General features: G+C 67.3%; 19 protein-coding genes. 9 read left to right on the top strand and 10 right to left on the bottom strand.

The features are described 5' to 3' along the window. Positions 1-7: 7 nt before the first annotated feature. The 3 genes from ACAM42_RS28210 to ACAM42_RS28200 are packed head-to-tail and all read right to left on the bottom strand — an operon-like array spanning position 8 to position 1,748. Entirely contained in the window at positions 8-595 is a 588-nt protein-coding gene (locus ACAM42_RS28210) for a GNAT family N-acetyltransferase (protein ID WP_369630128.1), read from the bottom strand. A gap of 46 nt (positions 596-641) precedes the next feature. After that, entirely contained in the window at positions 642-890 is a 249-nt protein-coding gene (locus tag ACAM42_RS28205) for a hypothetical protein (protein ID WP_369630127.1), read from the bottom strand. A gap of 3 nt (positions 891-893) precedes the next feature. Further along, positions 894-1,748 (bottom strand): MoxR family ATPase, encoded by an 855-nt coding sequence (locus ACAM42_RS28200; protein ID WP_307696966.1) that lies wholly within the window; start codon positions 1,746-1,748, stop codon positions 894-896. A 150-nt stretch (positions 1,749-1,898) separates the two neighbouring features. Between ACAM42_RS28200 and ACAM42_RS28195 the strand changes: the two genes are divergently transcribed. Further along, entirely contained in the window at positions 1,899-2,591 is a 693-nt protein-coding gene (locus ACAM42_RS28195) for a cytochrome c (protein ID WP_095746763.1), read from the top strand. Positions 2,592-2,674: 83 nt separating this feature from the next. Here ACAM42_RS28195 and pcaG read toward each other — a convergent pair whose 3' ends face one another. Both pcaG and pcaH read right to left on the bottom strand, forming a co-directional pair. Then, entirely contained in the window at positions 2,675-3,286 is a 612-nt protein-coding gene (gene pcaG / locus ACAM42_RS28190) for a protocatechuate 3,4-dioxygenase subunit alpha (RefSeq protein ID WP_159279303.1), read from the bottom strand. A gap of 12 nt (positions 3,287-3,298) precedes the next feature. Continuing rightward, on the bottom strand, positions 3,299-4,021 hold the full coding sequence (gene pcaH, locus ACAM42_RS28185) for a protocatechuate 3,4-dioxygenase subunit beta (protein ID WP_062482599.1): 723 nt from the start codon (positions 4,019-4,021) through the stop codon (positions 3,299-3,301). A gap of 103 nt (positions 4,022-4,124) precedes the next feature. Here pcaH and ACAM42_RS28180 point away from each other — a divergent pair, with 103 nt between their 5' ends. Next, positions 4,125-5,120, top strand: coding sequence for a LysR substrate-binding domain-containing protein (locus ACAM42_RS28180; RefSeq protein ID WP_369630126.1), 996 nt, complete (start codon positions 4,125-4,127; stop codon positions 5,118-5,120). A 4-nt stretch (positions 5,121-5,124) separates the two neighbouring features. On the opposite strand, the gene ACAM42_RS28175 is transcribed toward ACAM42_RS28180, so the two are convergent. Beyond that, complete coding sequence (locus tag ACAM42_RS28175; protein WP_070062687.1) at positions 5,125-5,559, bottom strand: DUF1841 family protein; 435 nt, start codon at positions 5,557-5,559, stop codon at positions 5,125-5,127. A gap of 298 nt (positions 5,560-5,857) precedes the next feature. Here ACAM42_RS28175 and ACAM42_RS28170 point away from each other — a divergent pair, with 298 nt between their 5' ends. The 7 genes from ACAM42_RS28170 to ACAM42_RS28140 all read left to right on the top strand — a co-directional run bounded on the left by ACAM42_RS28170 (position 5,858) and on the right by ACAM42_RS28140 (position 19,106). After that, positions 5,858-10,123: a hypothetical protein gene (locus tag ACAM42_RS28170; protein ID WP_369630125.1), complete on the top strand. Its 4,266-nt coding sequence runs from the start codon at positions 5,858-5,860 to the stop codon at positions 10,121-10,123. A gap of 89 nt (positions 10,124-10,212) precedes the next feature. Further along, a complete protein-coding gene (locus ACAM42_RS28165) occupies positions 10,213-10,710 on the top strand; it encodes an OmpA family protein (protein ID WP_062479666.1) in 498 nt (165 codons plus the stop codon). Positions 10,711-10,824: 114 nt separating this feature from the next. Then, positions 10,825-13,914 carry a Mur ligase family protein gene (locus ACAM42_RS28160; RefSeq protein WP_369630124.1) on the top strand — a complete coding sequence of 1,030 codons (3,090 nt, stop codon included), beginning with the start codon at positions 10,825-10,827 and terminating at the stop codon, positions 13,912-13,914. Then, complete coding sequence (locus ACAM42_RS28155) at positions 13,911-14,204, top strand: hypothetical protein (RefSeq protein WP_369630123.1); 294 nt, start codon at positions 13,911-13,913, stop codon at positions 14,202-14,204. Before ACAM42_RS28160 ends, ACAM42_RS28155 begins: the two co-directional genes overlap by 4 nt. A 91-nt stretch (positions 14,205-14,295) precedes the next feature. Next, complete coding sequence (locus ACAM42_RS28150; RefSeq protein WP_369630122.1) at positions 14,296-16,140, top strand: peptidase domain-containing ABC transporter; 1,845 nt, start codon at positions 14,296-14,298, stop codon at positions 16,138-16,140. A 78-nt stretch (positions 16,141-16,218) separates the two neighbouring features. Further along, positions 16,219-17,535 carry an HlyD family type I secretion periplasmic adaptor subunit gene (locus ACAM42_RS28145; protein WP_369630121.1) on the top strand — a complete coding sequence of 439 codons (1,317 nt, stop codon included), beginning with the start codon at positions 16,219-16,221 and terminating at the stop codon, positions 17,533-17,535. Next, positions 17,532-19,106 carry a TolC family protein gene (locus tag ACAM42_RS28140; protein ID WP_095948074.1) on the top strand — a complete coding sequence of 525 codons (1,575 nt, stop codon included), beginning with the start codon at positions 17,532-17,534 and terminating at the stop codon, positions 19,104-19,106. Before ACAM42_RS28145 ends, ACAM42_RS28140 begins: the two co-directional genes overlap by 4 nt. Before the next feature lie 128 nt (positions 19,107-19,234). Here ACAM42_RS28140 and ACAM42_RS28135 read toward each other — a convergent pair whose 3' ends face one another. The 4 genes from ACAM42_RS28135 to ACAM42_RS28120 are packed head-to-tail and all read right to left on the bottom strand — an operon-like array spanning position 19,235 to position 23,686. Further along, the gene (locus tag ACAM42_RS28135) at positions 19,235-20,647 is read right to left on the bottom strand and encodes a sigma 54-interacting transcriptional regulator (protein ID WP_369630120.1); all 1,413 of its coding nucleotides are present in this window, start codon (positions 20,645-20,647) and stop codon (positions 19,235-19,237) included. Between the two features lie 8 nt (positions 20,648-20,655). Continuing rightward, positions 20,656-22,695, bottom strand: a complete 2,040-nt coding sequence (locus ACAM42_RS28130; RefSeq protein WP_369630119.1) for a TadG family pilus assembly protein — start codon at positions 22,693-22,695, stop codon at positions 20,656-20,658. A 23-nt stretch (positions 22,696-22,718) separates the two neighbouring features. Beyond that, positions 22,719-23,204: a TadE/TadG family type IV pilus assembly protein gene (locus ACAM42_RS28125; RefSeq protein WP_307696975.1), complete on the bottom strand. Its 486-nt coding sequence runs from the start codon at positions 23,202-23,204 to the stop codon at positions 22,719-22,721. Further along, the gene (locus ACAM42_RS28120) at positions 23,201-23,686 is read right to left on the bottom strand and encodes a TadE/TadG family type IV pilus assembly protein (RefSeq protein ID WP_307696976.1); all 486 of its coding nucleotides are present in this window, start codon (positions 23,684-23,686) and stop codon (positions 23,201-23,203) included. Before ACAM42_RS28120 ends, ACAM42_RS28125 begins: the two co-directional genes overlap by 4 nt. Between the last annotated feature and the right edge of the window lie 31 nt (positions 23,687-23,717).

Raw genomic sequence — 23,717 nt, 5'->3', positions numbered from 1 at the left:
GTCGTCGTCAGTCGCGCGGCTTGTCGAGCAGGTACTGCAGCTGGGCCTTCACCTCGGGCCATTCGCCCGCGCGCAGGCTGTACATGACGGTGTCGCGGATGGTGCCGTCGCGGCGCATCACGTGGCCGCGGATCACGCCGTCTTTCTTCGCACCCAGGCGCTCGATGGCGCGCTGCGAGGCGAAGTTGAAGTTGTCGGTGCGCCAGCCCACCACGTTGCAGCCCAGCGTGTCGAACGCGTGCGTGAGCATCAGGAGCTTGCAGGTGGTGTTGACGTGGGTGCGCTGGCAGCGCTCGGCGTACCAGGTGTAGCCGATCTCGACGCGCTTCACGCCCGGCAGGATGTCGTGAAAGCTCGTGCTGCCCAGCACGGTGCCGGTGGCTTCGTCGGTGACGGCGAAGGCGAAGCGGTCGGCCGTCTTGAGGGCGGTCTCGATGTAGGCGCGCGTGTCCTGCGGCTCGGGCACGGAGGTGACGCGCAGCTTCCACAGCTCGCCATCGGCGGCCGCAGCGCGCAGGCCGTCTTCGTGGGTGAGTGCCAGCGGCACCAGCGCGAGGCCGCGGGCCTTCAGCGTGACGGGTTCGACGAACGCCATGTGCAAACTCTCCGTGTCTCCGTGCGGGTCTCGATGGATCTGGGGCTCAGCCGCGCGGGTCGCCGTACTTGTGCACGTACCACGCGCGCGCGGCCTGCGCACCGGCGCCGCCGCCCAGGCCGATCAGCGCAATGCCGACGATCTCGCGCGTGCCGTACTTGCTGTCGGTGCCGAAGGCGTCGAGCCCGAGCAAGAGCCCGATCCCGCGCCCGATCAGCGCGCCCACCACGAACAGCACCGCCTGGGCGATGCCCAGCTTCATCAGCTGTTTGGTGGAATGCGGTTGCCGGCTCATGGCCTAGCGGTTGTTGCGTTGCATGAAGACGAGCTTCTCGAACAGGGTCACGTCCTGCTCGTTCTTGAGCAGCGCGCCCACCAGCGGCGGCACGGCGACCTTGTCGTCCTTGCTCTGCAGGGCTTCGAGCGGAATGTCTTCGGCCACCAGCAGCTTGAGCCAGTCGAGCAGCTCGGAGGTCGAGGGCTTCTTCTTCAGGCCGGGCAGGTTGCGCACGTCGTAGAAGGTCTTCATCGCAGACGTGAGCAGCTCCTGCTTCAGGCCCGGGAAGTGCACGGCGACGATGTGCTTCATCGTCTCGGCATCGGGGAACTTGATGTAGTGGAAGAAGCAGCGGCGCAGGAAGGCGTCGGGCAGTTCCTTCTCGTTGTTCGAGGTGATGAACACCAGCGGACGGTGCTTGGCGCGGATGAGTTCGCGCGTCTCGTAGCAGTAGAACTCCATGCGGTCGATTTCGCGCAGCAGGTCGTTCGGGAATTCGATGTCGGCCTTGTCGATCTCGTCGATCAGCAGCGCGACCGGCTTGTCGGCCGTGAAGGCCTGCCACAGCACGCCCTTGATGATGTAGTTCTGGATGTCCTTCACACGCTGGCCGCCGTCCACGTCGGCCAGCTGCGAGTCGCGCAGGCGGCTCACGGCGTCGTATTCATACAGGCCCTGTTGCGCCTTGGTGGTCGACTTGATATGCCACTGCAGCAGCGGCATGTCGAGCGCTTGCGCCACTTCCTCGGCCAGCATGGTCTTGCCGGTGCCGGGCTCGCCCTTGACGAGCAGGGGGCGCTGGAGTGTGATGGCCGCATTGACCGCCAGCATCAGGTCCTGAGTGGCGACGTAGTTGTCTGAGCCCTTGAATTTCATGAGTGGAGCGGAGGCAGGGTGGAGAAAAGAACACACTCGATCTGCATTGCGCAGTCTCTTGTGCAGCCCGCGCGAGGTTCCCGTGGGACCCTTGCATATAATCGAATGTTGATTCGAAAAACTGTATCTCCACGAGATTGTGCGCGCAAAATGAACAAGTTGTTGACCACGATGTTTGCCCTTGCTGTCGCTTGCGTGACGGTCTCGGCCCAAGCCCAACAAGTCACTGGCAAGGCCCAGGACGGAGCCAAGAAGGTCCAGATGTGCGTGGGTTGCCACGGCATCATCGGCTACCAGGCGAGCTTCCCCGAGATCCACAAGGTCCCGATGATCGCGGGCCAGAGCGCCACCTACATCTCGGCCGCGCTCACCGCATACAAGGGCGGTGACCGCAAGCACCCGACGATGCGTGCCATCGCCGACAGCCTCACCGAACAGGACATCGCCGATCTCTCGGCCTACTACAGCCAGCTGGGCGTGAAGGAAGGCGACGCGCCTGCGGCCACACCGGCCAAGGCCGCGTCCGAGAACGTCCAGGCGCTCATCGCGCGCGACAAGGACAACAGCTGCACCAAGTGCCACGGCGCCAACTTCAACACGCCGAACGACGGCACCGTGCCCAAGCTGGCCGGCCAGCACGCCGACTACCTGTTCGTGGCGCTGAAGTCGTACCGTGTGAAGAACAACCCCCACCTGGGCCGTTCGAACGCTGTGATGGCCGCGCAGGTCGAACCCAAGAAGTTCACCAACGCCGAGCTGAAGACGCTGGCCACCTACATCAGCACGCTGCCCGGCGAACTGAAGGTCGTGCCTGAATCGCGCCTGCATCACGCGCCTCAGTAAGCCAGACAGACGGGCATCGACCCGCTGCCCCAAAGAAAAAGCCCGCATCAGCGGGCTTTTTTTCGTCCGGATTTTCCCGGGGGTCAGACGTCGAAGAAGGCCGTCTCGTCCGCGCCCTGCATGCGGATGTCGAAGCGGTACGTCACCGCGCCGCCTTGCTCCACGCGCTCGGCGATCAGCGTGTGGCGGCGATCGGCCGGCACGCTCTGCAGCACGGCGTCCTTCGCGTTGGCCTCGGCCTCGTCGCTGAAGTACACGCGCGTGAAGGCATGCAGCAGCAGGCCGCGCATGAGCACGATCACGTTGATGTGCGGGGCTTCGCCGGGCGTTTCGGCGCCGGGCTTGACGGTGTGGAACACGAAGCGGTTCTGCGCGTCGGTGCCCGTGCCGACACGGCCGAAGGCGCGAAAGCCCAGGGCGCGCGCCTCGTCGGGCGTCTGCGGGTAGCGGCCTTCGCCGTCGGGCTGGCTGATCTCGACCAGCGCGTCGTTGATCGGGTTGCCGTCGCCGTCGATCACGCGGCCTTCGAGGCGGATGCGCTGGCCGCTGGCGGTGTCCAGCGCCAGCACGGCGTCGAAGGGCTGGTTGAAGTTGTAGCCGTACTGCGTGGCGGTGAGGCCGTAGGCGAAGTAGGGGCCCACGGTCTGCGAGGGCGTCTGGCCGAAGTCGGCTTCCTGTGCGGTCATCAATGGCATGGGGAATTCCTTTCAGCGGTTCTCGAACGGCGTTTCATCGGCGCCGCGCAGCACCATGTCGAACTGGTAGCCCAGGGCATAGCCTTCCTCGGTGATGTCGAGGCTGAAGTCGGCAATGAGGCGGTTGCGGTAGCGCTCGGGCGTGCCGGTGACCATCGGGTCGTACTGCAGCAGCGGGTCGCCGGGGAAGTACATCTGCGTCACGAGGCGGCTGGCGAAGCTCTGGCCGAACAGCGACAGGTGGATGTGCTGCGGGCGCCAGGCGTTCGGGTGGTTGCCCCAGGGGTAGGCGCCGGGCTTGATGGTGAGGAAGCGGTAGCGGCCTTCGCTGTCGGTCAGGCAGCGGCCCGCGCCCAGGAAGTTGGGGTCCAGCGGGGCGTCGTGCTGGTCGACCTTGTGCACGTAGCGGCCCGAGGCGTTGGCCTGCCACAGCTCGACCAGCGTGTTGGCCACCGGGCGGCGGCGCTCGTCGAGCACCTGGCCCGTGAGGATCATGCGTTCGCCCAGCGGCTCGCCGTTGACGCGCGCGTTGCGCGTGAGGTCGTGGTCGAACTCGCCGATGCTGTCGTGGCCGTACACCGGCTGCTGCAGCTCGCCGAGCGAGGCCTTCAGCGGAATGAGCGGCTTCTGCGGGCCGCGCTTGCCGGTCGACTTGTAGCCGGGGTAGATGTAGCTGGGATGGGCGTCCCAGTCGCGCGGGGTGAGGGTGGGCTGAACGCCGCTGGTCTTGGTCATGTACGTTGTCTCCTGTCGTGGGACGAATCCGAAGCCCGCACTGTAGAAGTCGCAATCAATGATGTAAATTGAAGATTGTTTCAGTTTCAATAACCAGAAGGCATTGAAAAAGTCTCCCGCCGAGCTTCGCCAGGATTTCGTGCGCAACGTGCAGTTGAGGCACCTGCGCGCCTTCGTCGCGGTCGCGCAGGAGCGCCACCTCGCGCGCGCGGCCGAGCGGCTGGCGCTGAGCCAGCCGGCGGTGTCCAAGACGCTGTCGGAGCTCGAGGCCGTGGTCGGCACCCGCCTGGTGGAACGCAGCCAGGCCGGTCGCCGCGGCGTGCAGGGCCTCACGCCGGCTGGCGAACAGCTGCTGGCCCATGCCTTGCGCGTGCTCGAAGCGATGGACGCCAGCGCCCAGGCCGTGGCGCCGACGGCGGGCGGGCGCGTCGAGCGCCTGCGCATCGGCGCCTTGCCCAGCGTGGCGCCCGCGCTGCTGCCGGTGGCGCTGGCGCGGCTGCGCGAGGGCTGGCCGGCGGTGCAGATATTGGTGAAGAGCGCGGCCAACGCGGTGCTGCTCGACGAGCTGCGCGCCGGCGAGCTCGACCTCGTGGTGGGCCGCATGAGCGACCCGCGCCTCATGGGCGGCCTGAGCTTCGAGCTGCTGCACACCGAGCCGCTGGTGTTCGCCGTGCGCGCCGGCCACCCGCTCGCGCTCAAGCCGGCGCCGGTGCAGGCGGTGCTCGACTATCCGCTGGTCGTGTACGGCGAGGGCACGATCCCGCGCCACAACACCGAGAGCTTCCTGTCGGCGCGCGGCCTGGCGCTGCCGCGCAATGCCCTGCAGACGCTGGACGTGGCGGTGGCGCGCGCACTGGTGGCGGTGTCGGACGCGGTGTGGATCACGCCGCTGGGTGCCGCGCGCAGCGAGCTGGCCGATGGCCGCCTGGTGCGGCTGCCGATCGACACCACCGGCACCGAGGAGCCGGTCGGCCTCCTGCAGCGCAGCGAGGCCGAGCCGTCGCCGCTGCGCGCCGCGATGGCGGGGCTGCTGCGCGAAGCGGCGAAGGCGCAGGGGGCGTTGCCGGCGCGAAAGGGAACGCCGCGCGCCGCCGGCTGATCGCTCAGTCCTTGGTTGCCCGGCGCTGCACGCACGCTACGTAGCCATCGCCATCTGGGGGACGCCCCGCGCGCTGGCTCTCCCACATCATCTGGCCCAGGCAATCCATCGCCTCGTGGTGCGCATGCAGCAGCGAGCCGCGGCGCGCGGCCAGCAGCTCGACGGCCTGGCGGATGCCGCGCGGCTGGTCGATGGAGCACTGCTCGCTGATCGACAGGTGCATCGACAGATGCAGGAACGGGTTCTCGCGGCCGTTCGATCCGTCGTAGACCCGCGCCACCGCCGCGTCGGCGTCGAGCAGGTCCTCGTGGTACTCGGGGTGCTCGTCGATCCAGCCGGCCGCGATGGTCTCCAGCGGCTCCATCGGCAGGCCCTGCCGGTGCTTGGCGTACACGTCGCAGAAGAAGCGGCGCACGTCTTCCTGGGAGGGATTGAACATATATAGAAGAGAGAAGAAGAGAAGAGAAAAAGCGGGTGGCGCGGCGTGGGCGCCAAGGCTGTGGAAAGTGCGCGTGACACGCCCGGCGTTCCGGGTACGAGGCGTTACATCGTTACGTAACGAATCGCGAATTGACCTCCTTACGGGCTGTTTCGGAAGTCGGTGTGCTGCGCGGTTTTCAGAAAAATATCCATACAAATCAATCACTTGAAGCGCCGATGGCGCGGCGTTGGCACGGCGGCGGAAAAGCGGCACGCAAGTTGCCCCTGTAGATGCATCTTTTGTCACAGAGGCTGCCATGACCGCTCCACAAGCATCGACCGTTTCGACCGAAGGGCTCGCCGCCACTGGCGCGCCCGTGGTTCTCGCCCAAGCCACCGTCACGCCGCTCGGCACGCCGGGCATCAGCGCCGGCGCCTCCGCCGCGCCTGCGGCCGTGGCGTCGCCCAGCGTGGGCACATTGTCCAATGCTACGCCCGGCGTTGCAGTGATGCGCGAGGGTGTCCGCATTCCGGTGGACGGCAATCAGACCCTGATGGCCGGCGACCGCGTGATCGTGCCGGACGGCGGCCAGGCCAATGTGCTGTTCCCCGGATCGGCCTCCAACAAGGCGCCGCTGGCCGGCGTCTTCACCGGCGGCACCGATGCGACCATCGGCTCGACCAAGCTGCCCGGCGGCCTCGAACAAGTGAATGTGGACGTCGCCTCGGGCGACCTGCAAGTGACCCCGCCGGACAGCGACGCCGATGCGGCCGCCCTGGCAGTGACCAAGAAGACCGCGGCCGGCAGCGGCATCGGCCTCGGTGAATTCGCGCTGGGCGCCCTGGGCGCCGCGGCGCTGGGTGCTGCACTGAGCGGTGGTGGCGGCGACGGTGGCACCACCGGCTTCCCGCTGTTCGTGGGCGGCCCGGGCGGTGAGTCCGACGCGGACGCTGATTCGGACTCGGACTCGGACTCGGACTCGGATTCCGACTCGGACTCTGACAGCGACTCGGATTCGGACAGCGACTCTGACTCGGATTCGGATAGCGACTCGGATTCCGATTCGGACTCGGACAGCGATTCGGACTCTGACTCCGACTCGGACAGCGACTCCGACTCCGACAGCGATAGCGATAGCGATAGCGATAGCGATAGCGACTCGGATTCGGACAGCGACTCTGATTCGGACTCTGACTCGGATTCGGATTCGGACAGCGACTCCGACTCGGATAGCGACTCTGATTCCGACTCGGACAGTGACTCGGATTCAGACTCTGACTCGGACAGCGACTCTGATTCGGACTCGGATAGCGACTCCGACTCGGACAGCGATTCCGACTCCGACGCAGACGCCGACCACCTCCTCGACCCAGCCGACGGCATCGTGGGTGGCGTGGTCGACGGCCTGGATGACGCGCTCGGCCTTGGTGGCTCGCTGACCCCGGTGGCCGGGGTGGTGGATGACCTGACCGACGTCGTCGACGACGTGCTCGCTCCGCTGCTCGGCGAAGAGTTCCAGGCCAACAACCCGAACCAGCTCGACCCGATCGACGACACCGTCGGCAGCATCACCGACCCGCTCGGCGAAGCGCTCAGCCCGGTGCTCGATCCGCTGCTTGGTGCCGGCGCTGCCGGTGCCATCCTGGACGGCCTGCTCGGCCAGGTCGACTACGTGACCGACGCGCTCAACAACGGGCTCGAGAACCTCGTCGGCGACAACGGCATCGTCAGCGGCCTCACCGACGCCCTCGGCCTGGGCGGCGTCACCGACCAGCTGCTGGGCGACGACGGCGCGCTCGGCGGCCTGCTCGAGAACGTGCTCGGCGAAGGCAGCCTCGTGGCTGGCGTGCTGGCCGAAGACGGCCTGGTCGGTGGCCTGCTGGCACCGGACGGCCTGGTCGGCGGCCTGCTGGGTGAAGACACCGCCGTCGGCGGCCTGCTCGACACCGTGCTCGGCGAAGACGGCCTGGTCGGCGGCCTGCTCGGCGACGGCGCCCTCGGCAACCTCACCGGCGGCCTGCTCGGTGCAGAGGGCCTGCTGGGTGGCCTGCTCGGCGACGACAGCGCACTGGGCGGCCTGCTGGGTGACGACGGCCTCGTGGGCGGCCTGCTCGGCGGCGACGGCGTGCTGGCCGGCCTGGCCGGCTCGGAAGGCCTCACCGGCGAACTGCTCGGCCAGGGCGGCCTCATCGACAACCTGCTTGGCCAGGACGGCGCGATCTCCGGCCTGCTCGCCGACAGCCCGCTGGGCGGCCTGCTCGGCGGCGACGACGGCCTGCTGGGCGGCCTGCTCGGCGGTGTCATCGGCGAAGGCGGCCCCATCGGCGGCCTGCTCGGCAACGACGGCCTCGTCGGCGGCCTGTTGAGCGACGACGGCCTGCTGGGCGGTGTGCTCGGCAGCGACGGCCCGGTGGGCGGCCTGCTGGGTGACGACGGCCTGCTCGGTGGCCTGCTCGGCGATGCCGGCCCCATCGGCGGCCTGCTCGGCGAGGACGGCGTGCTGGGCGGCGTGCTCGGCGACAACGGCCTGGTCGGCGGTCTGCTCGGCGGCACCGGCCCCATCGGTGGCCTGCTCGGTGACGACGGCCTGCTCGGCGGCTTGCTGGGCGACAACGGCCCGCTGGGTGGCCTGCTCGGCGGCGATGGCGCCGGCGGCCTGCTCGGACCGGACGGCATCGTCGGTGGTCTCCTGGGCAATGACGGCCCCGTGGGCGGCCTGCTCGGCGAAGAAGGCCTCATCGGCGGTCTGCTGGGCGGCGTGCTCGGCGGCATCGGCGGCGGCGGCACCCCTGGCACCGGCGCGGCCCTGCTCGACCCGGCCGACAGCGTGGTGGCCGGCCTGGTCAACGGCCTGAACAACGGCGTGCTCGGCGACCTCGGCCTGGGCGACGTGCTGGCCCCGGTCTCGCAACTGACCGACAGCCTGACCGACACGGTCGACGGCCTGCTGGCCCCGGTGCTCGGTTCCAGCTTCACGCCGAACGACCCGAACGTGCTCGACCCGGCCGACAGCCTCGTCGACGACGTGACGGACGGCGTGGGCGGCCTGGTCAGCCCGGTGGTCGACCAGCTGCTCGGCGCCGGCGCGACGAACGGCCTGCTGAACGCGGTGGACACGCAGGTCGACTTCGTGACCGACGGCGTGGCCAACCTGATCGGTGGCGATGGCCTGCTGGGTGGCGTGCTGGGTGGCGACGGCGGCCTGCTGGGCGGCGTCCTCGGCGGCGACGGTGGCCTGCTCGGCGGCGTGCTGGGTGATGACGGCCTGCTGGGCGGCTTGCTCGGCGGCGAAGGCGGTCTGCTGGGCGGCGTGCTCGGCGAGGGCGGCCTCCTGGGTGGCGTCCTCGGCGGCGAAGGCGGTCTGCTCGGTGGCGTGCTGGGTGACGACGGTTTGCTGGGCGGCTTGCTCGGCGGCGACGGCGGTCTGCTTGGTGGCGTGCTGGGTGACGACGGCCTCCTGGGTGGCGTCCTCGGCGGAGAAGGTGGTCTGCTCGGCGGCGTGCTGGGTGACGACGGTTTGCTGGGCGGCTTGCTCGGCGGCGACGGCGGCCTGCTCGGTGGCGTGCTGGGCGACGACGGCCTCCTGGGTGGTGTCCTCGGTGGCGATGGTGGTCTGCTCGGCGGTGTGCTGGGTGATGACGGCCTCCTGGGTGGCGTCCTCGGTGGCGACGGCGGCCTGCTCGGCGGCGTGTTGGGTGACGACGGCCTCCTGGGCGGCGTCCTCGGCGGCGACGGCGGTCTGCTTGGCGGCGTGTTGGGTGACGACGGCCTGCTGGGCGGCGTCCTCGGCGGCGACGGTGGTCTGCTCGGCGGTGTGCTGGGTGACGACGGCCTCCTGGGTGGCGTCCTCGGCGGTGACGGCGGCCTGCTCGGCGGCGTGCTGGGTGACGACGGCCTTCTGGGCGGCGTCCTCGGCGGTGACGGCGGCTTGCTCGGCGGCATCCTCGGTGACGACGGCCTGCTGGGCGGTGTGCTCGGCGGCGTGACTGGTGGCGACGCTGGCGGCCTGCTCGACGGCGTGCTGGGCGACGACGGCCTGCTGGGCGGTGTCCTCGGCGGCGTGACCGGTGGCGATGCTGGCGGCCTGCTCGACGGCGTGCTGGGCGACGACGGCCTGCTCGGTGGGGTCCTCGGCGGTGACGGCGGCCTCCTGGGCGGCGTGCTCGGCGGCGGCGAAGGCGGTCTGCTCGGCGGCGTCCTCGGTGACGACGGCCTGGTCGGCAGCCTGCTCGGTGCCGACGGCCTCGTGGGCGGCCTGCTCGGCGGCCTGACGGGCGGTGCCGAACCGGTGGCCGGCATCCTGGAACCGGTGACGAGCATCCTCGACGGCTCGGCCGGCTCGGTGGTCTCGACGGTGGTCGAAACCGTGACCAACGCAGTCGAACCGGTGACCGACATCCTCGCCGGCACGCCGGCAGCCCCGGTGGCCACGGTCGTGACCGGTGTGCTGGACACGGTCGAACACACGGTGGCCCCGGTGCTCGACAACGTGCTCACCCCGATCACCAGCCTGCTCGACCAGAGCCCGGCCGGCGGTGCCCTGGCACCCGTGACGAACATCCTGCACGGCCTGCTGGGCTGATCCAAGGACACGAAGAAGGAGGAAGGGAAACCTCGATAGCAAGCAGACAGGGACGGGCCGTCAGCGGCCCGTCCCGCGAAAGGACCGTCATGAACAAGAATTTCCGGATACTGGCCCTCGTGGCAATGGGCGCAAGCCTCGCTGCCTGCGGTGTGCCTCCCAAGGGCGGTCGCGACGACGCGACCTACTACTACTCCAACAAGAGCGTGCGCGAAGTGCCCAAGGTGGAGCCGGCACCCCCGCCGCCGCCGCCGAACACACCGGCCAAGATCGTCTACTTCGACTTCGACCGATACGACGTCAGGACGGGCGACCGCAGCATCGTCGAGGCGCACGCGGGCTACATGCGCAACCGGCCGGCGAGCCGGGTCGTGATCGAAGGCCACACCGACCTGCGCGGCGGCCGCGAGTACAACCTCGCGCTCGGCCAGCGCCGCGCCGAGGCCGTGCAGCGCATGCTCACGCAGATGGGCGTGCCGGGCGAACGCATCGAAGCCGTCAGCTGGGGCATTGAAAAGCCCGCATCGCTTGCCACCACCGAGGAGGGCCATCAGCTCAATCGTCGCGCCGAGTTCAGCTACCGCTGAATCGGGAGCACGCGATGATTTCACGGGCGGTTTCCGGTCCGCGATCACGTCATTCAAGCGAGAGCAGATGACGGACGCGACCGGCCTTCGCCCGCATTCGACCGGGGCCGAATGATGTCCTTCTCAGACCAGCTCCACGCCTGCCACGAGCGCCTGGTGTCCGTGTGCGCGGCGTTGCCTGCCCCGTACCCGGCCTTCACGCTCTTCTTCTCGGTGAGCGACGGCTCCCAGCGTGCGCACGTCGTGCATGCGCGGGCCGACGACTTCGAGACCGCCTGGCGCGAAGGCGCCGACCTCGTCGAGCGATGGGTGCGCGAGCGCGGCATCGTCTCGCCCTGGCTGCGCATCGACTGGGTCGAGGGCGCCAGTCCCATGGACTGGACGCAGTTCAAGACCCAGCTCACCGCGGTCAAGCGCAACTACTTCCGGCTCGGCCTGGCCTTCGACCAGGACTTCGGCTTCGCCTTCACCGAGCAGGAACTCAACGCCAACGCCATGCTGTGCGGCGATTCGACCATCGCGCACTCGGTGGTGAACGTGCGCAACTTCGACGTCTACGCGCAGGCCCGCTTCGAGCGCACCTTGCCGCTGGAAGAGTCGTCGGAGCGCACCGTGTACCTGCTGGCCACGGTGGGCGTGTTCTGCCAGCCCGACGGCGTGGTGCACAAGCTCGTGGGCACGGGGCTCGACGCGGGCCGCCGCCAGCTGCCGGCGCTCAACCCGCAGGCCGTGCTCGAGCTGGTGCGCAGCGGCTCGTCGTACCTGGCGCGCCAGATGCAAAGCGACGGCCTGTTCGTGTACGGCTACTTCCCGTGCTTCGACCGCCGCATCCCGACCTACGACGCGATGCGCCACGCGGGCACCGTGCACGCCATGCTCGAGGCCTGGGAGCTCACGCGCGACGACACGCTGCGCGCGGCCATCGACCGCGCCATCGACCACCTCACCGACGCGCTGATCCGCGACTACACGCTGCCCGACGGCCGCGAGGTGGCCTACCTCGTCGACACCGGCGGCGAGATCCGCCTGGGCGGCAATGCGGCCTGCGTGCGCATGTTCGTGCGCTACTGCGAGCTGATGGAAACGCGCCACTGGCTGCCGCTGCTGGAGAAGCTCGCGCTGGGCATCGTGGCGCTGCAGGACCCGGCCAGCGGGCGCTTCGACCACGTGCTGCACGCGGCCGACCTGTCGCTCAAGCAAGCCTCGCGCGTCATCTTCTACGACGGCGAGGCGGCCTTCGGCCTCATGCGCCTGTACGGCTTCACGCGCGATCCGCGCTGGCTGGCCGCGGTCGAGAAGGCCTTCGACCACTTCATTGCCAGCCAGCACTGGCAGTCGCACGACCACTGGCTCAGCGGCTGCGTGAACGAGCTCACGCAGTGGAGCCCGCAGGAGCGCTACTTCCGTTTCGGGCTGCAGAACGTGGCGGGCTACCTGGACTTCGTGCTCGACCGCAAGACCACCTTTCCCACGCTGCTCAGCCTCATGCTGGCGGCGCAGCAGATGCTGCAGCGGCTGGAGAGCATGCCCGCCATGCGGCACCTGCTCGACGAGCTGGACACCGAGAAGTTCTACCGCGCGCTCGACTACCGCGCGCACTACCTGCTCAACGGCTTCTTCTGGCCCGAGATGGCGATGTACTTCCGCCGGCCGTCCACGGTCGTCGGCGCCTTCTTCGTGCGGCACCACTCGTTCCGCGTGCGCATCGACGACGTCGAGCAGTACGTGACGGGCTTCGCGGCCTACCACCGCTACCTGCTCGACCGGCGCAGCCAGCCTGGCGGCGCCGGCCCCGGCGGCGGTGGTGGTGGCGTGCGCGACGACGGCGCGGTCTGGACGGCCAGCGAGATGGCCCGCGTCACCGGCGGCGAATGGGTGGTCAAGCCCGAGGACGGCTGGCGCGCCACCGGCGTGACCCAGCGCACCTTCATGCGCAAGGGCCGCGTCGTGTTCGAACACCAGGCCCGGCCCTCGAAGACGCCGCTGGCCGCCGTCACGCTCAAGGGCGTGCTGCAGCCGGCCGCGGCCGTGCTGTGCACCGACCCCAAGCCGCACCTGGACAAGCGCGTGCCCGTGCTGCAGGTGGCCAACGTGCTGCAGGCCGTGCTCGAGCTGGGCGACCACGCACGCACCGAGTTCACCGGCCGCGTGTGCGGCGTGCTGGGCAGCGGCGCGGGCAGCAGCACCGTGGCCGCCATGCTGGCCGGCGCGCTCACTGTGTGGGGCGAGGTGGCGCAGCCCGAAGGCAACATCAGCCTGCCCTCGGGCATCGCGTGGAACCTCACCTGCATGCCGCGCCATGCCGCCTACTGGGTGCTCGAAATGGGTACCTCGCACATGCCGGCCTCGGCGCAGCTGATGCGGCCTTCGCTCATCGTGGTGACGGGGCTGTCGGCCGCGTCGCAGAAGCACCGCGGCCCGTCGGAGGCCGCCGCGCGGCTCGATTGCCGCATGTTCCAGGCCATGGCCGCGGGCGACCGCGTGGTGCTCAACCGCGACATGCCCGAGTTCGCCACCTTCGCCGAAGCGGCCATGGCGCACCAGCTGCAGATCGTGACCTACGGCGAGCACAAGGACGCCGACGTGCGCCTGCTCGCCTTCGACCACGGCGAGGTGCAGGCCGAGGTGGCCGGCGAGCCCTTCCAGCTGCGCCTGAACGCGCCGGGCCGCCATATGGGCGCCAGCGCCGTGGCCGCGCTGGCCGCGCTGCAGGCGCTGCGCCTGCCGCTGGCCGCGGCGGTCGAACCCTTTGCGCACTTCGAGCCGCCGGGCGGACGCGGTGCGCTGCACACCATTCACATCGGCGGCGGAAGCTTCAAGCTGATCGATGAAACCTACGACGCCAACCCGAGTTCGATGCGGGCGGCGCTTGAGTTGCTGTCACAAGCCCCCTGCGAGCCTGCGCGCCGGGTGGCCATCCTGGGCGACATGCAGGAGCTGGGGCCCGCGGCGCAACGCCATCACCTCGATCTGGAGGCCGAGTTGCTGGCGTCGCAACCTGACCGCGTGCTCCTGTGCGGACCCTTGATGCGGGCGCTTCACACGCGCATCCGCACCAAGGTCCGCTCCCATTGGTTTGTCGATGTGTCCGACCTCTCCACCGCACTCGGCGGGCTGCTGCAACCAGGCGACTGGGTGCTGGCCAAGAGCTCCGCCGGTGTCGGTCTTTCCCGGCTGGCCCGGGTCCTGAAAGCACTGCCATGAGATGGAACGCACTGGTCCACATCCCCTATGAATCCGAACGCGAGGTACCCCCGCGGCGCTGGTGGCTGGGCTGGCTGCAGCTGCTGTGCGCCTGGGTGCTGCTGATGCTGCTGTGCGCCAACATCGCCCTCGTTTTTGCCGAAGGCCTGCCGGGCTCATCCGGCCGCACCGCGACCCACAGCCATACCCACAAAACGATGAATTGCACGCTCAGGGAAAACGCCGCGCAGCAAGGAACGCGCGGTACGGAAACGACCGGTCCGGCGCAGGTTCGCACCCACCGATGCTGAGAGGCGTCAGAGGCGAATTTTTGCCTTGTAACAGTCGGGTAACAGTTGATAATGATGCAGGCGTCGTTGCCCGACGGATCGGTCTTTTTCCATGATCAAGTTCCTCTTGCCCAGCCAGCTGGTTGCCGACAGGCCGGAAGTCCCCGGCGCCAGTCCGTATGCCGGTGCGCTGAACGATGCGTTTCGCGCGGCCTACCCGCTCGTCAAGAGCGCGGCCTGGCTGTCGCTGCCGATCAGCCTGTTCGGGCTGCTGCCTTCGATCTTCCTGCTGCAGGTGTATGACCGCGTGCTCTCGCGCAGCGGCGTCTCCACGCTCGCCGCGCTGGTGAGCGGCATCCTGTTCTTCCTGTGCATCGAGTTCTGGCTGCGCACGCGCCGCTCGCGCCTGCTGCGCAACGCGGGCGCCACCGTCGACCACGGCGTGTCGGGCGCGCTGCTGCACTCCATGCTCGGGCGCCCGCTGCGCGCGCTCGAGGCGCGGCCGGCTTCGTCCTGGCAGCTGTTCTTTCGCGACGTGGGCGCGGTGCGCGGCACCGTCACCGGCGGACTCGCGCAATCGATCTTCGACCTGCCGATGGCGATCTTCGCGCTGATCGTGATCGGCATCGTCGCGCTGCCGGTGCTGCCCGTGGTGGCGGCCTTCCTGGCCATCATGGCGTTCCTGGCCTGGTGGTGGGCCGACGAAGTGCGCGCCGGCCGCGTCGAAGAAGTGCTGCGCGGGCGCGGGCTCGATCGCATCACCTCCGAGATCTGCCATGCGCGCGAGACGCTCAAGGCGCAGTCGAACGACGGCCCGACCATCGAGGTCTGGCAGCAGACCTACAACGCCTGGCTCAGTGAGAGCTTCGGCAAGAACGGCCAGATCGAAACCGCGCGCGACGGCACCACCGTGCTGCTCACCGTGTTCTCGGTGATCGTCGTCACCGTCGGCGCCATCGCCGTCATGCAGCAGTGGATGACGGTGGGCGGCCTCGTTGCTTCCAACATGCTCGCGCTGAAGGCGCTGCAGCCGGTGGCCGGGCTGGTGTCGAACTGGCGCGCATTGGCCACCGCCAAGGAAGCCGCCAAGCGCCTGGAAACCGTGCTCGGTGAGCCGGTCGAGAAGGCGCCCACCGGCATGGCGCTGCCGCAGCCGCTGGGCCGCGTCACGCTGAAAGACGTGAGCTTCAGCTTCACCGAAGACGCACCGCAGCCCGTGCTGGAAAACGTCGACCTCGACATCGGCCCTGGCGGCCTGCATGTGATCGTCGGGCGCAACGGCGCGGGCAAGTCGACGCTCGTGAAGCTGCTGTCGGGCCTGTACACGCCCACGCATGGCGTGGTGAGCATCGGCGAGTACGACCTGTCGCAGTTCGGCCGCGAAGAGCTGTCGCGCTGGATCAGCTACCTCTCGCAAGAGGTGTACTGGTTCGGCGGTCCGCTGGTCGACACCATGCGCCGCGGCGCGCCGGGCCAGAGCGACGAGCAGATCGTGGCGGCCTGCAAGCTCTCGGGCGCGCACGACTTCATCTCGCGCCTGCCCGACGGCTACCGCACCGTGGTGGGCGAGGGCGGCACCGGCTTCTCGGTGGGCGAGCGGCGCAAGCTCGCGCTGGCCATGAGCTTCCTGCGCAAGCCCTCGGTGCTGGTGCTCGACGAGCCCAGCAACGACCTCGACTTTCAAAGCGAGCGCAACCTGCTCGCGACCATGCTCGCGGTGGCCAAGGTGCGCACCGTGGTCGTGGTCACGCACTCGCTGCGCATCGTGTCGGCGGCCTCCGCCGTCTATCACGTCACCGGCCAGGGCAACGTGGAAATCGGCTCCGCCGCCGTCATGGTGCCCAAGCTCTTCGGCGTGAAGAAGCCGCTCGTGGCGCTGGGCGACACCACCGACGACGGCAGCGGCAGCAGCAACAGCAATGCAGGCGTCCCGGCCGCCTCGCGCTCGATGGCGTGAGCAAGCAGGCCACGCGATGCGTGATTCGTGGTTGCCACGGATCGACCGACTGACAGACAGAGACAGGGGAACGGGATTTTGAAACCAGACTTGCCGCAGGTGCTTCAGGGCGAGAGCGAGAAACAGGCGGCGCAGACCACGCCGCAAGGCCGGCGGCGCCAGTGGATCATCGGCGGCGCGGTCGCGGTGCTGGCGGCGGTGGGGCTCGGCTTTCCGATGGAAACCGTCGTCGTCGCACCGGGCCGCGTGATCCCCTCCGACCGCGTGAAGTCGATCCAGCATCTGGAAGGCGGCATCGTCAGCAACGTGCTCGTGAAAGAAGGCGACAAGGTCAAACAGGGCCAGTCGCTGGTCGAGATCGACCTGGGCGGCAGTGGCCTGAACTTCGAGGAGCTCACCGCGCGCTACGCTGCCACGCAGGCCACGCGCGTGCGGCTCATTGCCGAGAGCCGCGGCCAGCCGCTCAAGCGCGATTCGTTCGATGCCGACATCGACGAAGCCGTGCTCGAAGGCGAGGTCGGTGCCTACCAGGCGCGCGCGCTCGAGCAGCGCGGCGTCATGGCCGGCGCCGTGTCGGGTCTGGAGCAGGCGCGCAGCAAGCAGCTCGAACAGCAGGCCAAGGCCAAGGGCCTGAACGACCGGCTCGCGCTGATGCAGAAAGAGCTGGAGATCTCCGAACAGCTGCTGAGCGAAAAACTCGTCGGCCAGGTCGAGGTGCTCGAGAAGCGCCGCCAGGCCGAAGGCGTGCGCAGCGAACTCGCCGTGGCGCGCCAGGGCGTGATCTCGGCGCAGGCCGCCATCACCGAGGCGCAGGCCAAGATGGCCGAGGCCGAGGGCCGCTTTCGCCGGCGCGCATCGGACGAACTGGCCACCGTCGAACGCCAGTTCGCCAGCCTGAGCGAAGACCTCGCGCGCGCCCGCACCCAGCGCTCGCGCACGGTGGTGAAGGCGCCGGCCGACGGCATCGTGAAGGGCCTGCGCAGCTCTAGCGCCGGCTGGGTCGTGAAGCCCGGCGAATCCATCCTGGAGGTCGTGCCCGACGAGGACGAGATCATGGTCGAGGCGCGCCTCAACCCGAACGACCGCGGCTTTGTCGAAGTGGGGCAGGAGGCGCGCGTGAAGATCACCGCCTACGACTACCTGCGCTACGGCGCCGTCGACGGCAAGGTCAAGCTCGTGGCGGCCGACGCCGATCGCGATGCCGCCATTGCCAGCGGCGCGCCGTACTACCGGCTGCTCATCAGCATGTCGCAGTCGCACGTGGGGCGGCCGGAAAACCGCATCACCGCCGGCATGGAGTCCGAAGTCGACCTGCGTGTGGGGACCGATCCGTTCATCTGGTACATCCTGCGGCCTGTGCTCAAACTGCGGCGCGAAGCCTTCCGCGAACCATGAGCAAGCCCGTGTTGCCGGGCCGGCGCGCGCGCATCGCCCCGGGTGTGCTCTGCGCGACCTTGTGCGTCAGCATGGCGCTGCCGCCCACCGCGTATGCCCAACCGTCGCCGGAGCAGGAGGGGCCACCTGCAGCGCTGGCACTGTCGCGCCGCCTGTCGCCGCCGTCCCTCGGCGCTGCGAGCTATGCGCAGCGCGTGAAGCAGGCGCTCATCGCGCTGTCGCAGGAATACCCCGAAGTGCTGACTGCGCAGGCCGCGGCCAACACCAGCAGCTTCGGCGTCGACGCGGCCCGCATGGCGCGCTACCCGCGCTTCAAGGTCGGCACGTCGTCGGGCACCTACAGCAGCGGCGCCAAGGACGCGAAGAGCGAGAACTACACCGTGCTCACCGCCGAAGCGCGCGTGAGCCTGATCGACGGCGGCGCCATGAGCGCGGCGCAGCGCGCCGCCGAATTCGGCAACCAGGCCGACGACGAAGCCGTCGTGACCACCTCGCAGAAAGTGGTGCTCGACGCGCTCACCGCCTACCTGCAGGTGCAGCGCTTCGATTTGAAGAAGCAGATCGCGCACCGCGCCACCGAAGTCGTGGCCGACCTGTCGAAGGCCGAGGCGCGCCGCGTGGCGCTCGGCGTGAGCGGCGACAACGACCTCAACATGGCCGCCTCGCGCCGTGCTCTCGTCGCCGCGCGCGAGTCCGACTTCGAGGCCCAGCGCGACGAGGCGCTGGCCAAGTTCCGCAACTACTTCAAGTTCTCGCCCGCGCCCGAATCGCTGCCCGTGCTCGCCGCGCCGGCGCACTGGCGCATCGGCTCGCAGGAAGAAGCACTGCGCCGCGCCGAAGCACGCAGCACCGAACTGGCCGAAGCCCAGGGCCGCGTGGCGCGTGCGCGTGCGCTGGTCGACCAGACCGAAGCCAGCCTGTACCCCACGCTCGACGCCGTCGTCGTGAAGAGCAAGGACCCGCGCGGCGTATCGCCGCAAGACCCCACGCGCGCCGCGTTTGAACTGAACTGGAACTTCGGCAACGGCTTCGACCGCCAGCTCAAGCTCAAGGGCGCCCTGGCCGAAGTGGCGAATCAGGAAGCCAAGATGGAGGGCGTGAAGCTCAACCTGATGGAGCTCACCGCATCGTCATGGTCTCGCACCGTGGCCGGCCGCGAACGCGAGCGCCAGTTGATGGAAGCCGTCAGCACCTCGGGCCAGGCCTTCCGCGGCCGCCGCCGCCTCATGGAGTTCGGCCGCGAGACCCTGCCCCAGGTGCTCGATGCGCAGCTCGACTACTACACCCTGCTGTTCGACTACATCGACGGCGTGTTCGATTTGCGCATTTCGGAACTGCGCCTGGCGCGCACCACCGGCGAACTGCGCATCGACCCCATCGGCGCCAACAACTGGATCGACCGCATCTTCGGCCCCCCGAGCCGGAACGTCCTGACCGAAGACGGCCTGCTGGGCGCGCTGTGCATCTCGAGCAACACGACCTGCGCGAGCGAACCGTTGGTCGACCGCGCACCGGGCGCATCGATTGCGAACCCGCCGCTGCGCCGGTCAACGCGCCTCGGAACCAACTAGCCGACGAGGCAAGCGCAGCGAAGCCCCTTCGCGAAACACCGAGGAACCGGCTTTGCCGGGCCTCAGGTGTTGCCCCCGGTAGGGGGAAGGAGAAGCGGACACGAAGTGCCGCGCAGCCTGGGGGCGAGCTAAGTCTCTTCTGGGATGCCAGGCTCGCCGTCGAGGATCTGGTACTTGCGCATCTTTTCCCACAGCACCTTGCGGCTGATGCCCAGGTGCTGCGCCGTGTCCTGGCGCTTCCAGTCGTTGATCTCGAGCGCCGCGATGATGCGGTTGCGCTCGCTGCTGTTCCAGCCCTTGCGGTCGCCGTTCGCATCGAGCGCGACCCCCATGCCGTTGCGATCAGTGGCCAGCGCAGCCGGTGCCGGCGTGCCGCGCGTGAGCGCGATCGCGCGCTGGATCAGGTTCTGGTCCCAGCTGTGCAACTGCCGCGCGATCACGCCCACGCGCTCCGCGAGATTGCGCAGCTGCCGCACGTTGCCGGGGAAGTAGGTTTCGGCCACCGCATCGCTGAGCCAGTGCGGCGTTTCACCCAGGGCCTCGAGCTCGTCGCCGAGCACGTTCGCCAGCAGCGCCTTGAAGATCGCGATCTTGTCGATCTCGCCGCGCTCCTCGAGGCTCGGCACATGCAACTCGATGACCGCGAGCCGGTAGAACAGGTCGGCCCGAAACTCGCCGCTCGCCACCATCTCGCGCAGGTTGCGGTTCGTCGCCGCCACGAGCCGGAAGTCGACGCGGATCGGCGATGTCGCGCCCAACCGCGTGACCGCGCTGTCTTCGAGCACGCGCAGCAGCTTCACCTGCTGATAGCGCGGCAAGTCACCGATCTCATCGAGAAACAACGTGCCGCCCGTGGCCTGCTCGAAGTACCCGCGGTGCGCGTGCACCGCGCCCGTGAACGAGCCCTTCGTGTGGCCGAAGAACAGCGACTCGAACAGCCCGTCGGGAATCGCGCCGCAGTTCACCGCCACGAACGCGCCCTTGCCGTACTGCTGGTGCCCGATGTGAAGTTGCTGCGCAATCCGCTCCTTGCCCACGCCGGTCTCGCCGCGCACCAGCACCGGATGGTTGCAGTCCGCAAAGGCGCCCACTTCGGCGAGCAGCCCTTTCATTGCATCGGAATGCGCCACCAGCACGTCGGGCGCCTGCGGCGCGACATCGCGCGCACGCAGCTGGCGCACCAGCTTCGCCACCATCGTGCGCAGTTCGGCGCAGGTGAAGTCGTAGGGCAGGACGTGCAGGTACTCGGGCGGATACGTGCGCGAATCGCGCTCGCGCGAGGCCGCCGCGACCCAGATCACGGGCATGCCTTGCAGCAGCTCCGTGGCATGAGGAAGCCCGCCGCCATCGATGACGGTGACGCTGATGATCGCGACGGAAGGACGCAGTGCGACACCGCGGTCCTGTTGGGGAGGCGGCAGGCCGTCGGCCCGGATGACTTCCACGTCGAAGCTCGCCATGCACCGCGCAATGCGGTCGAGGATGTCGGCTTTGCCTTCCCAGACAAAGAGGTCGAGTTCGTCGAAGTTGGAGGCACTCATAAAACGATTCAATAAACCAGTTGCGCGCCACCCTGACATGTGAGTCGCGCACCCACCTCTGTTTTAGCGAGGTCAATGCCCAAGGCGGTGATCAGGGCGTTGACCAATGGATCGAGGATGGGGGAAAGCGCTGTGGAAATGGCTTGGCGGAGTAAGTTCACCACCGCATCTATGGTGTTCCCGACAATAACCAGTAGGCCACCGAGAGCGCTATCGACCGAGGGCTTGTAGACGTGAATGTCGATATTGGCCAAGGTCTGGCTGAGACTGCTAACGAGGTCTTCGGCGACAACCGGTTTGTAGGGGGTGGGAATTTGCGTTGCAGATATGTTGGGCAATCCAGAGTCCGCAGGGGCAGAAAAACCGAGCGTTTTGTTTGACCCCAAGAGTGGGGTATTGGTCATTAGACCAAGGCCTCCGCCCGCGAATGCGTCGCGATCTGCCGTGTTCTTCTTGTCGTTGCTGACCCAGCTATTTCCTTTCTTCCAAGAGTAGCTGCAAAACACGATACATGTTCTCTTGAATGTCATGGAACCAATATCAACAAGAGGAATTGGCTCGACATTCGGAGGATCCTTTTTCTCGAAGGCCTTAAGAACTGCATTCTCTGCGCTGTCGCCAATCTTGCCCACGCGTAGATTGATAGCGGCTGTGTCGGTTATGACTGAGAGTGTCTTGCTTCCATTGTTTGCGCAGCTGTAGTTGTCTACGTGTGCCTTTCCCGCCGCGACATCAACGTTGATGTCGATACGAAACGGTGATGGCACCAGACGCAAATCGGTCGCTTTACCTTCGCAATCGATACAGAGAACGTTGCCCAAAGCGCCAACGAGGTCAAGATGAAGAAGGCTGTTAAGCAGATTGGTGACGGGAAGAGTTAGATCAAAGACCGCATTGACCAAGTCCAGTATTCCGTTGAGGGCAGTCGTGAAATCTACGGATATCAGCGCGCGAACTTGGGCGGTGCGAACACGGATTCCATCGGGACCAAGAGGGGCCAATGCTGCGAGTGCTGGATTGCCGATGGCTGAGGTCTGCGGCGGTTCGATGACCTTGATAGTGGTTCGAACGTTGGCGAGACCGAGAAGATTCGAGGTCGTACCAAGAGCGACGGCGTGCTGACTGTTCGCGAGTTGCACGAAAGCCTGAGTCAATTGGAATGCCTGCAAGCCCAGGTCCAAGGCGCTGCTAGGAGTGCCCGTGGCAATGCCGAGAATTTCTGCGACGGTCAACTTCACATCTGAGATCTCGGTGGTCAATCTCACCATGTCGTTGAAACCGCTGAGCGCCGCCCCTGCAAGAGCACCATTTTTCTCAAGAACGGTTGCGAGCACTCCCAGCAACTTGCCTGCCGTGACCTCTGTGTTTAGAACCTGCTCATACTGCCCAGCTTGGAGACCGACTTGAAGCGCAAGTGCATCGAGAAATGACAAGAGATTGATCTGGGTCGTGACCAAGCCTTGCCATCCTGCAGCGTCGAGGGTCACGCTTCCTCCGAGGAGCTTTCCAAAGACTGCATTCAATAGCGGGGATTTATCGGTTTCTAGGGTGAGAAGCGTGCTTCGGATGCTGAGCATCGCTTGCGGGACGGACTGATGAGCGAGTGCTGTGACCGCGATCGTTCTGTTGGTGGTGCCAGTGAAAGAGAATGGAAGGAGCGTGGGATTTCGCGTGATAGAGATGCGAACAGCGTTCAGCTTCTCGCCCGAAGTCGGTGCTACGAAATGAAGTGGTGGTGCATTGAAGACTGGATCCCAGTTACCGCAGACCACTTCGGTGGCGGCCAAAGGGGTGATGCCGGCGGGAAAGTTCTTTACAGCGTTGTCCTGCGCGGCGCGCTGAGCAACACCGCATTCAGAAGGCTTTAGTGCCTGGGCGCCTGCCAGTGCTGCGAGGTCCACCGTTTTCTGAAGCTCACGCTTCAGAAAGAAGAGATAGCCCAGTTCGGTGCCGACGAGAGCGATGATTAGCAGGCTGAGGGCGATGGCCGCATTGATGACCACCGACCCGACTTGGCGTCGGGCGGATCCTCGGATGGATGACTGCATTGCTTTACCCCTAAGAGGAGGATCTATCTGGATGCAGTGGCCTTGCCGGACAGGCGATCAGGCATCCAGCTTGCGGTCAAAGGAAGTGGCGGCACCAGTGGATTGGCGCGGTAGGGGTAGCTCACCTTGATCTCGACCTCTGCGGGCAGAAGGTTGACTGCAGGTGGGGTGTCCGCCATGCGCGCTCGAATCCAGGTCTCCCTGGCCGAAGGAGTTCCACCTGCGGCGGTGGGGGTGATGGCCGACAAAGCCAGCGATCGATAGATCGCTGTCCGTACGTTCGCCTGCAAATCTGCCGTGGAAATGTTGCTGCCCAGAATCTGAGCGGCTCTTGCCCCGTCCTCCGCTGCGCGAGAGACCACCTGCTGGACATAGAGCACGCCGCAGAACGTCACGAGGCCATAGATGCCCAGGAACAGAACGCTGAAGACCAGCGCGAACTCGATTGCAGCGACGCCTCGTTGCAGGCGAAGGGGCATCTGCTTCGATTTCTGGAGGACGGATCTCATAGCGGCCTTCCGTCGAGCAACATGCTGGCTTTGCCCGCGATCTGACTGGGCATTGCAAAGCTGGGGAGTGCGGGAAACAACGTGTCGATGCCGCTGACCGACACAGTCACGACCACCTGGCAGCGGCTGCTCCAGGTGGGACCACAAGCAGGCGGTGCTGGTGGGCAATCGTCCCCTCCGGCAACGCAGATGGTTGCAGCGACAGCCCGATTCGCTTTCAGGGCAGGAGGCAACCAGTTGCTGCGTTGAATCGCAACGGCGCTGGCTTCGGTCTTTCGGCTGTCCAGATTGCTCTGATATCGCAGCCCGGCCCGAGCGCCTTCTTCCGCAGCGTTTTGCAAGCTCATCCGCATCGTCAACAGGAGGCCGTAGCAGAACACGGCATAGAGCAACGCGAAGAGGATCAGAAAAACGAACGCGAACTCGATCGCGTACACGCCATTCTGGGCATGTCGGGATTGAGTCAGATTGCGGTTTTTCATCGCGATGCTTTCCCTGCGTGGCAAGAAAACG

The sequence above is a fragment of the Variovorax sp. V35 genome, assembly GCF_041154465.1.
GTDB classification, from domain to species: Bacteria; Pseudomonadota; Gammaproteobacteria; order Burkholderiales; family Burkholderiaceae_C; genus Variovorax; species Variovorax boronicumulans.
The sequence above is the reverse complement of the archived record's forward strand: the minus strand, read 5'-3'. Positions and strand labels throughout refer to the sequence as shown.

Bases quoted from the DNA above. Each gene is read 5' to 3' on its own strand.
- ACAM42_RS28130 (WP_369630119.1), bottom strand. From the start codon at position 22,695: ATGCAGTCATCCATCCGAGGATCCGCCCGACGCCAAGTCGGGTCGGTG.
- ACAM42_RS28160 (WP_369630124.1), top strand. From the start codon at position 10,825: ATGTCCTTCTCAGACCAGCTCCACGCCTGCCACGAGCGCCTGGTGTCC.
- ACAM42_RS28165 (WP_062479666.1), top strand. From the start codon at position 10,213: ATGAACAAGAATTTCCGGATACTGGCCCTCGTGGCAATGGGCGCAAGC.
- ACAM42_RS28170 (WP_369630125.1), top strand. From the start codon at position 5,858: ATGACCGCTCCACAAGCATCGACCGTTTCGACCGAAGGGCTCGCCGCC.
- ACAM42_RS28205 (WP_369630127.1), bottom strand. From the start codon at position 890: ATGAGCCGGCAACCGCATTCCACCAAACAGCTGATGAAGCTGGGCATC.
- ACAM42_RS28155 (WP_369630123.1), top strand. From the start codon at position 13,911: ATGAGATGGAACGCACTGGTCCACATCCCCTATGAATCCGAACGCGAG.
- ACAM42_RS28135 (WP_369630120.1), bottom strand. From the start codon at position 20,647: ATGAGTGCCTCCAACTTCGACGAACTCGACCTCTTTGTCTGGGAAGGC.
- ACAM42_RS28140 (WP_095948074.1), top strand. From the start codon at position 17,532: ATGAGCAAGCCCGTGTTGCCGGGCCGGCGCGCGCGCATCGCCCCGGGT.
- ACAM42_RS28125 (WP_307696975.1), bottom strand. From the start codon at position 23,204: ATGAGATCCGTCCTCCAGAAATCGAAGCAGATGCCCCTTCGCCTGCAA.
- ACAM42_RS28150 (WP_369630122.1), top strand. From the start codon at position 14,296: ATGATCAAGTTCCTCTTGCCCAGCCAGCTGGTTGCCGACAGGCCGGAA.
- ACAM42_RS28175 (WP_070062687.1), bottom strand. From the start codon at position 5,559: ATGTTCAATCCCTCCCAGGAAGACGTGCGCCGCTTCTTCTGCGACGTG.
- pcaG (WP_159279303.1), bottom strand. From the start codon at position 3,286: ATGCCATTGATGACCGCACAGGAAGCCGACTTCGGCCAGACGCCCTCG.
- ACAM42_RS28195 (WP_095746763.1), top strand. From the start codon at position 1,899: ATGAACAAGTTGTTGACCACGATGTTTGCCCTTGCTGTCGCTTGCGTG.
- ACAM42_RS28200 (WP_307696966.1), bottom strand. From the start codon at position 1,748: ATGAAATTCAAGGGCTCAGACAACTACGTCGCCACTCAGGACCTGATG.
- ACAM42_RS28210 (WP_369630128.1), bottom strand. From the start codon at position 595: ATGGCGTTCGTCGAACCCGTCACGCTGAAGGCCCGCGGCCTCGCGCTG.
- pcaH (WP_062482599.1), bottom strand. From the start codon at position 4,021: ATGACCAAGACCAGCGGCGTTCAGCCCACCCTCACCCCGCGCGACTGG.
- ACAM42_RS28120 (WP_307696976.1), bottom strand. From the start codon at position 23,686: ATGAAAAACCGCAATCTGACTCAATCCCGACATGCCCAGAATGGCGTG.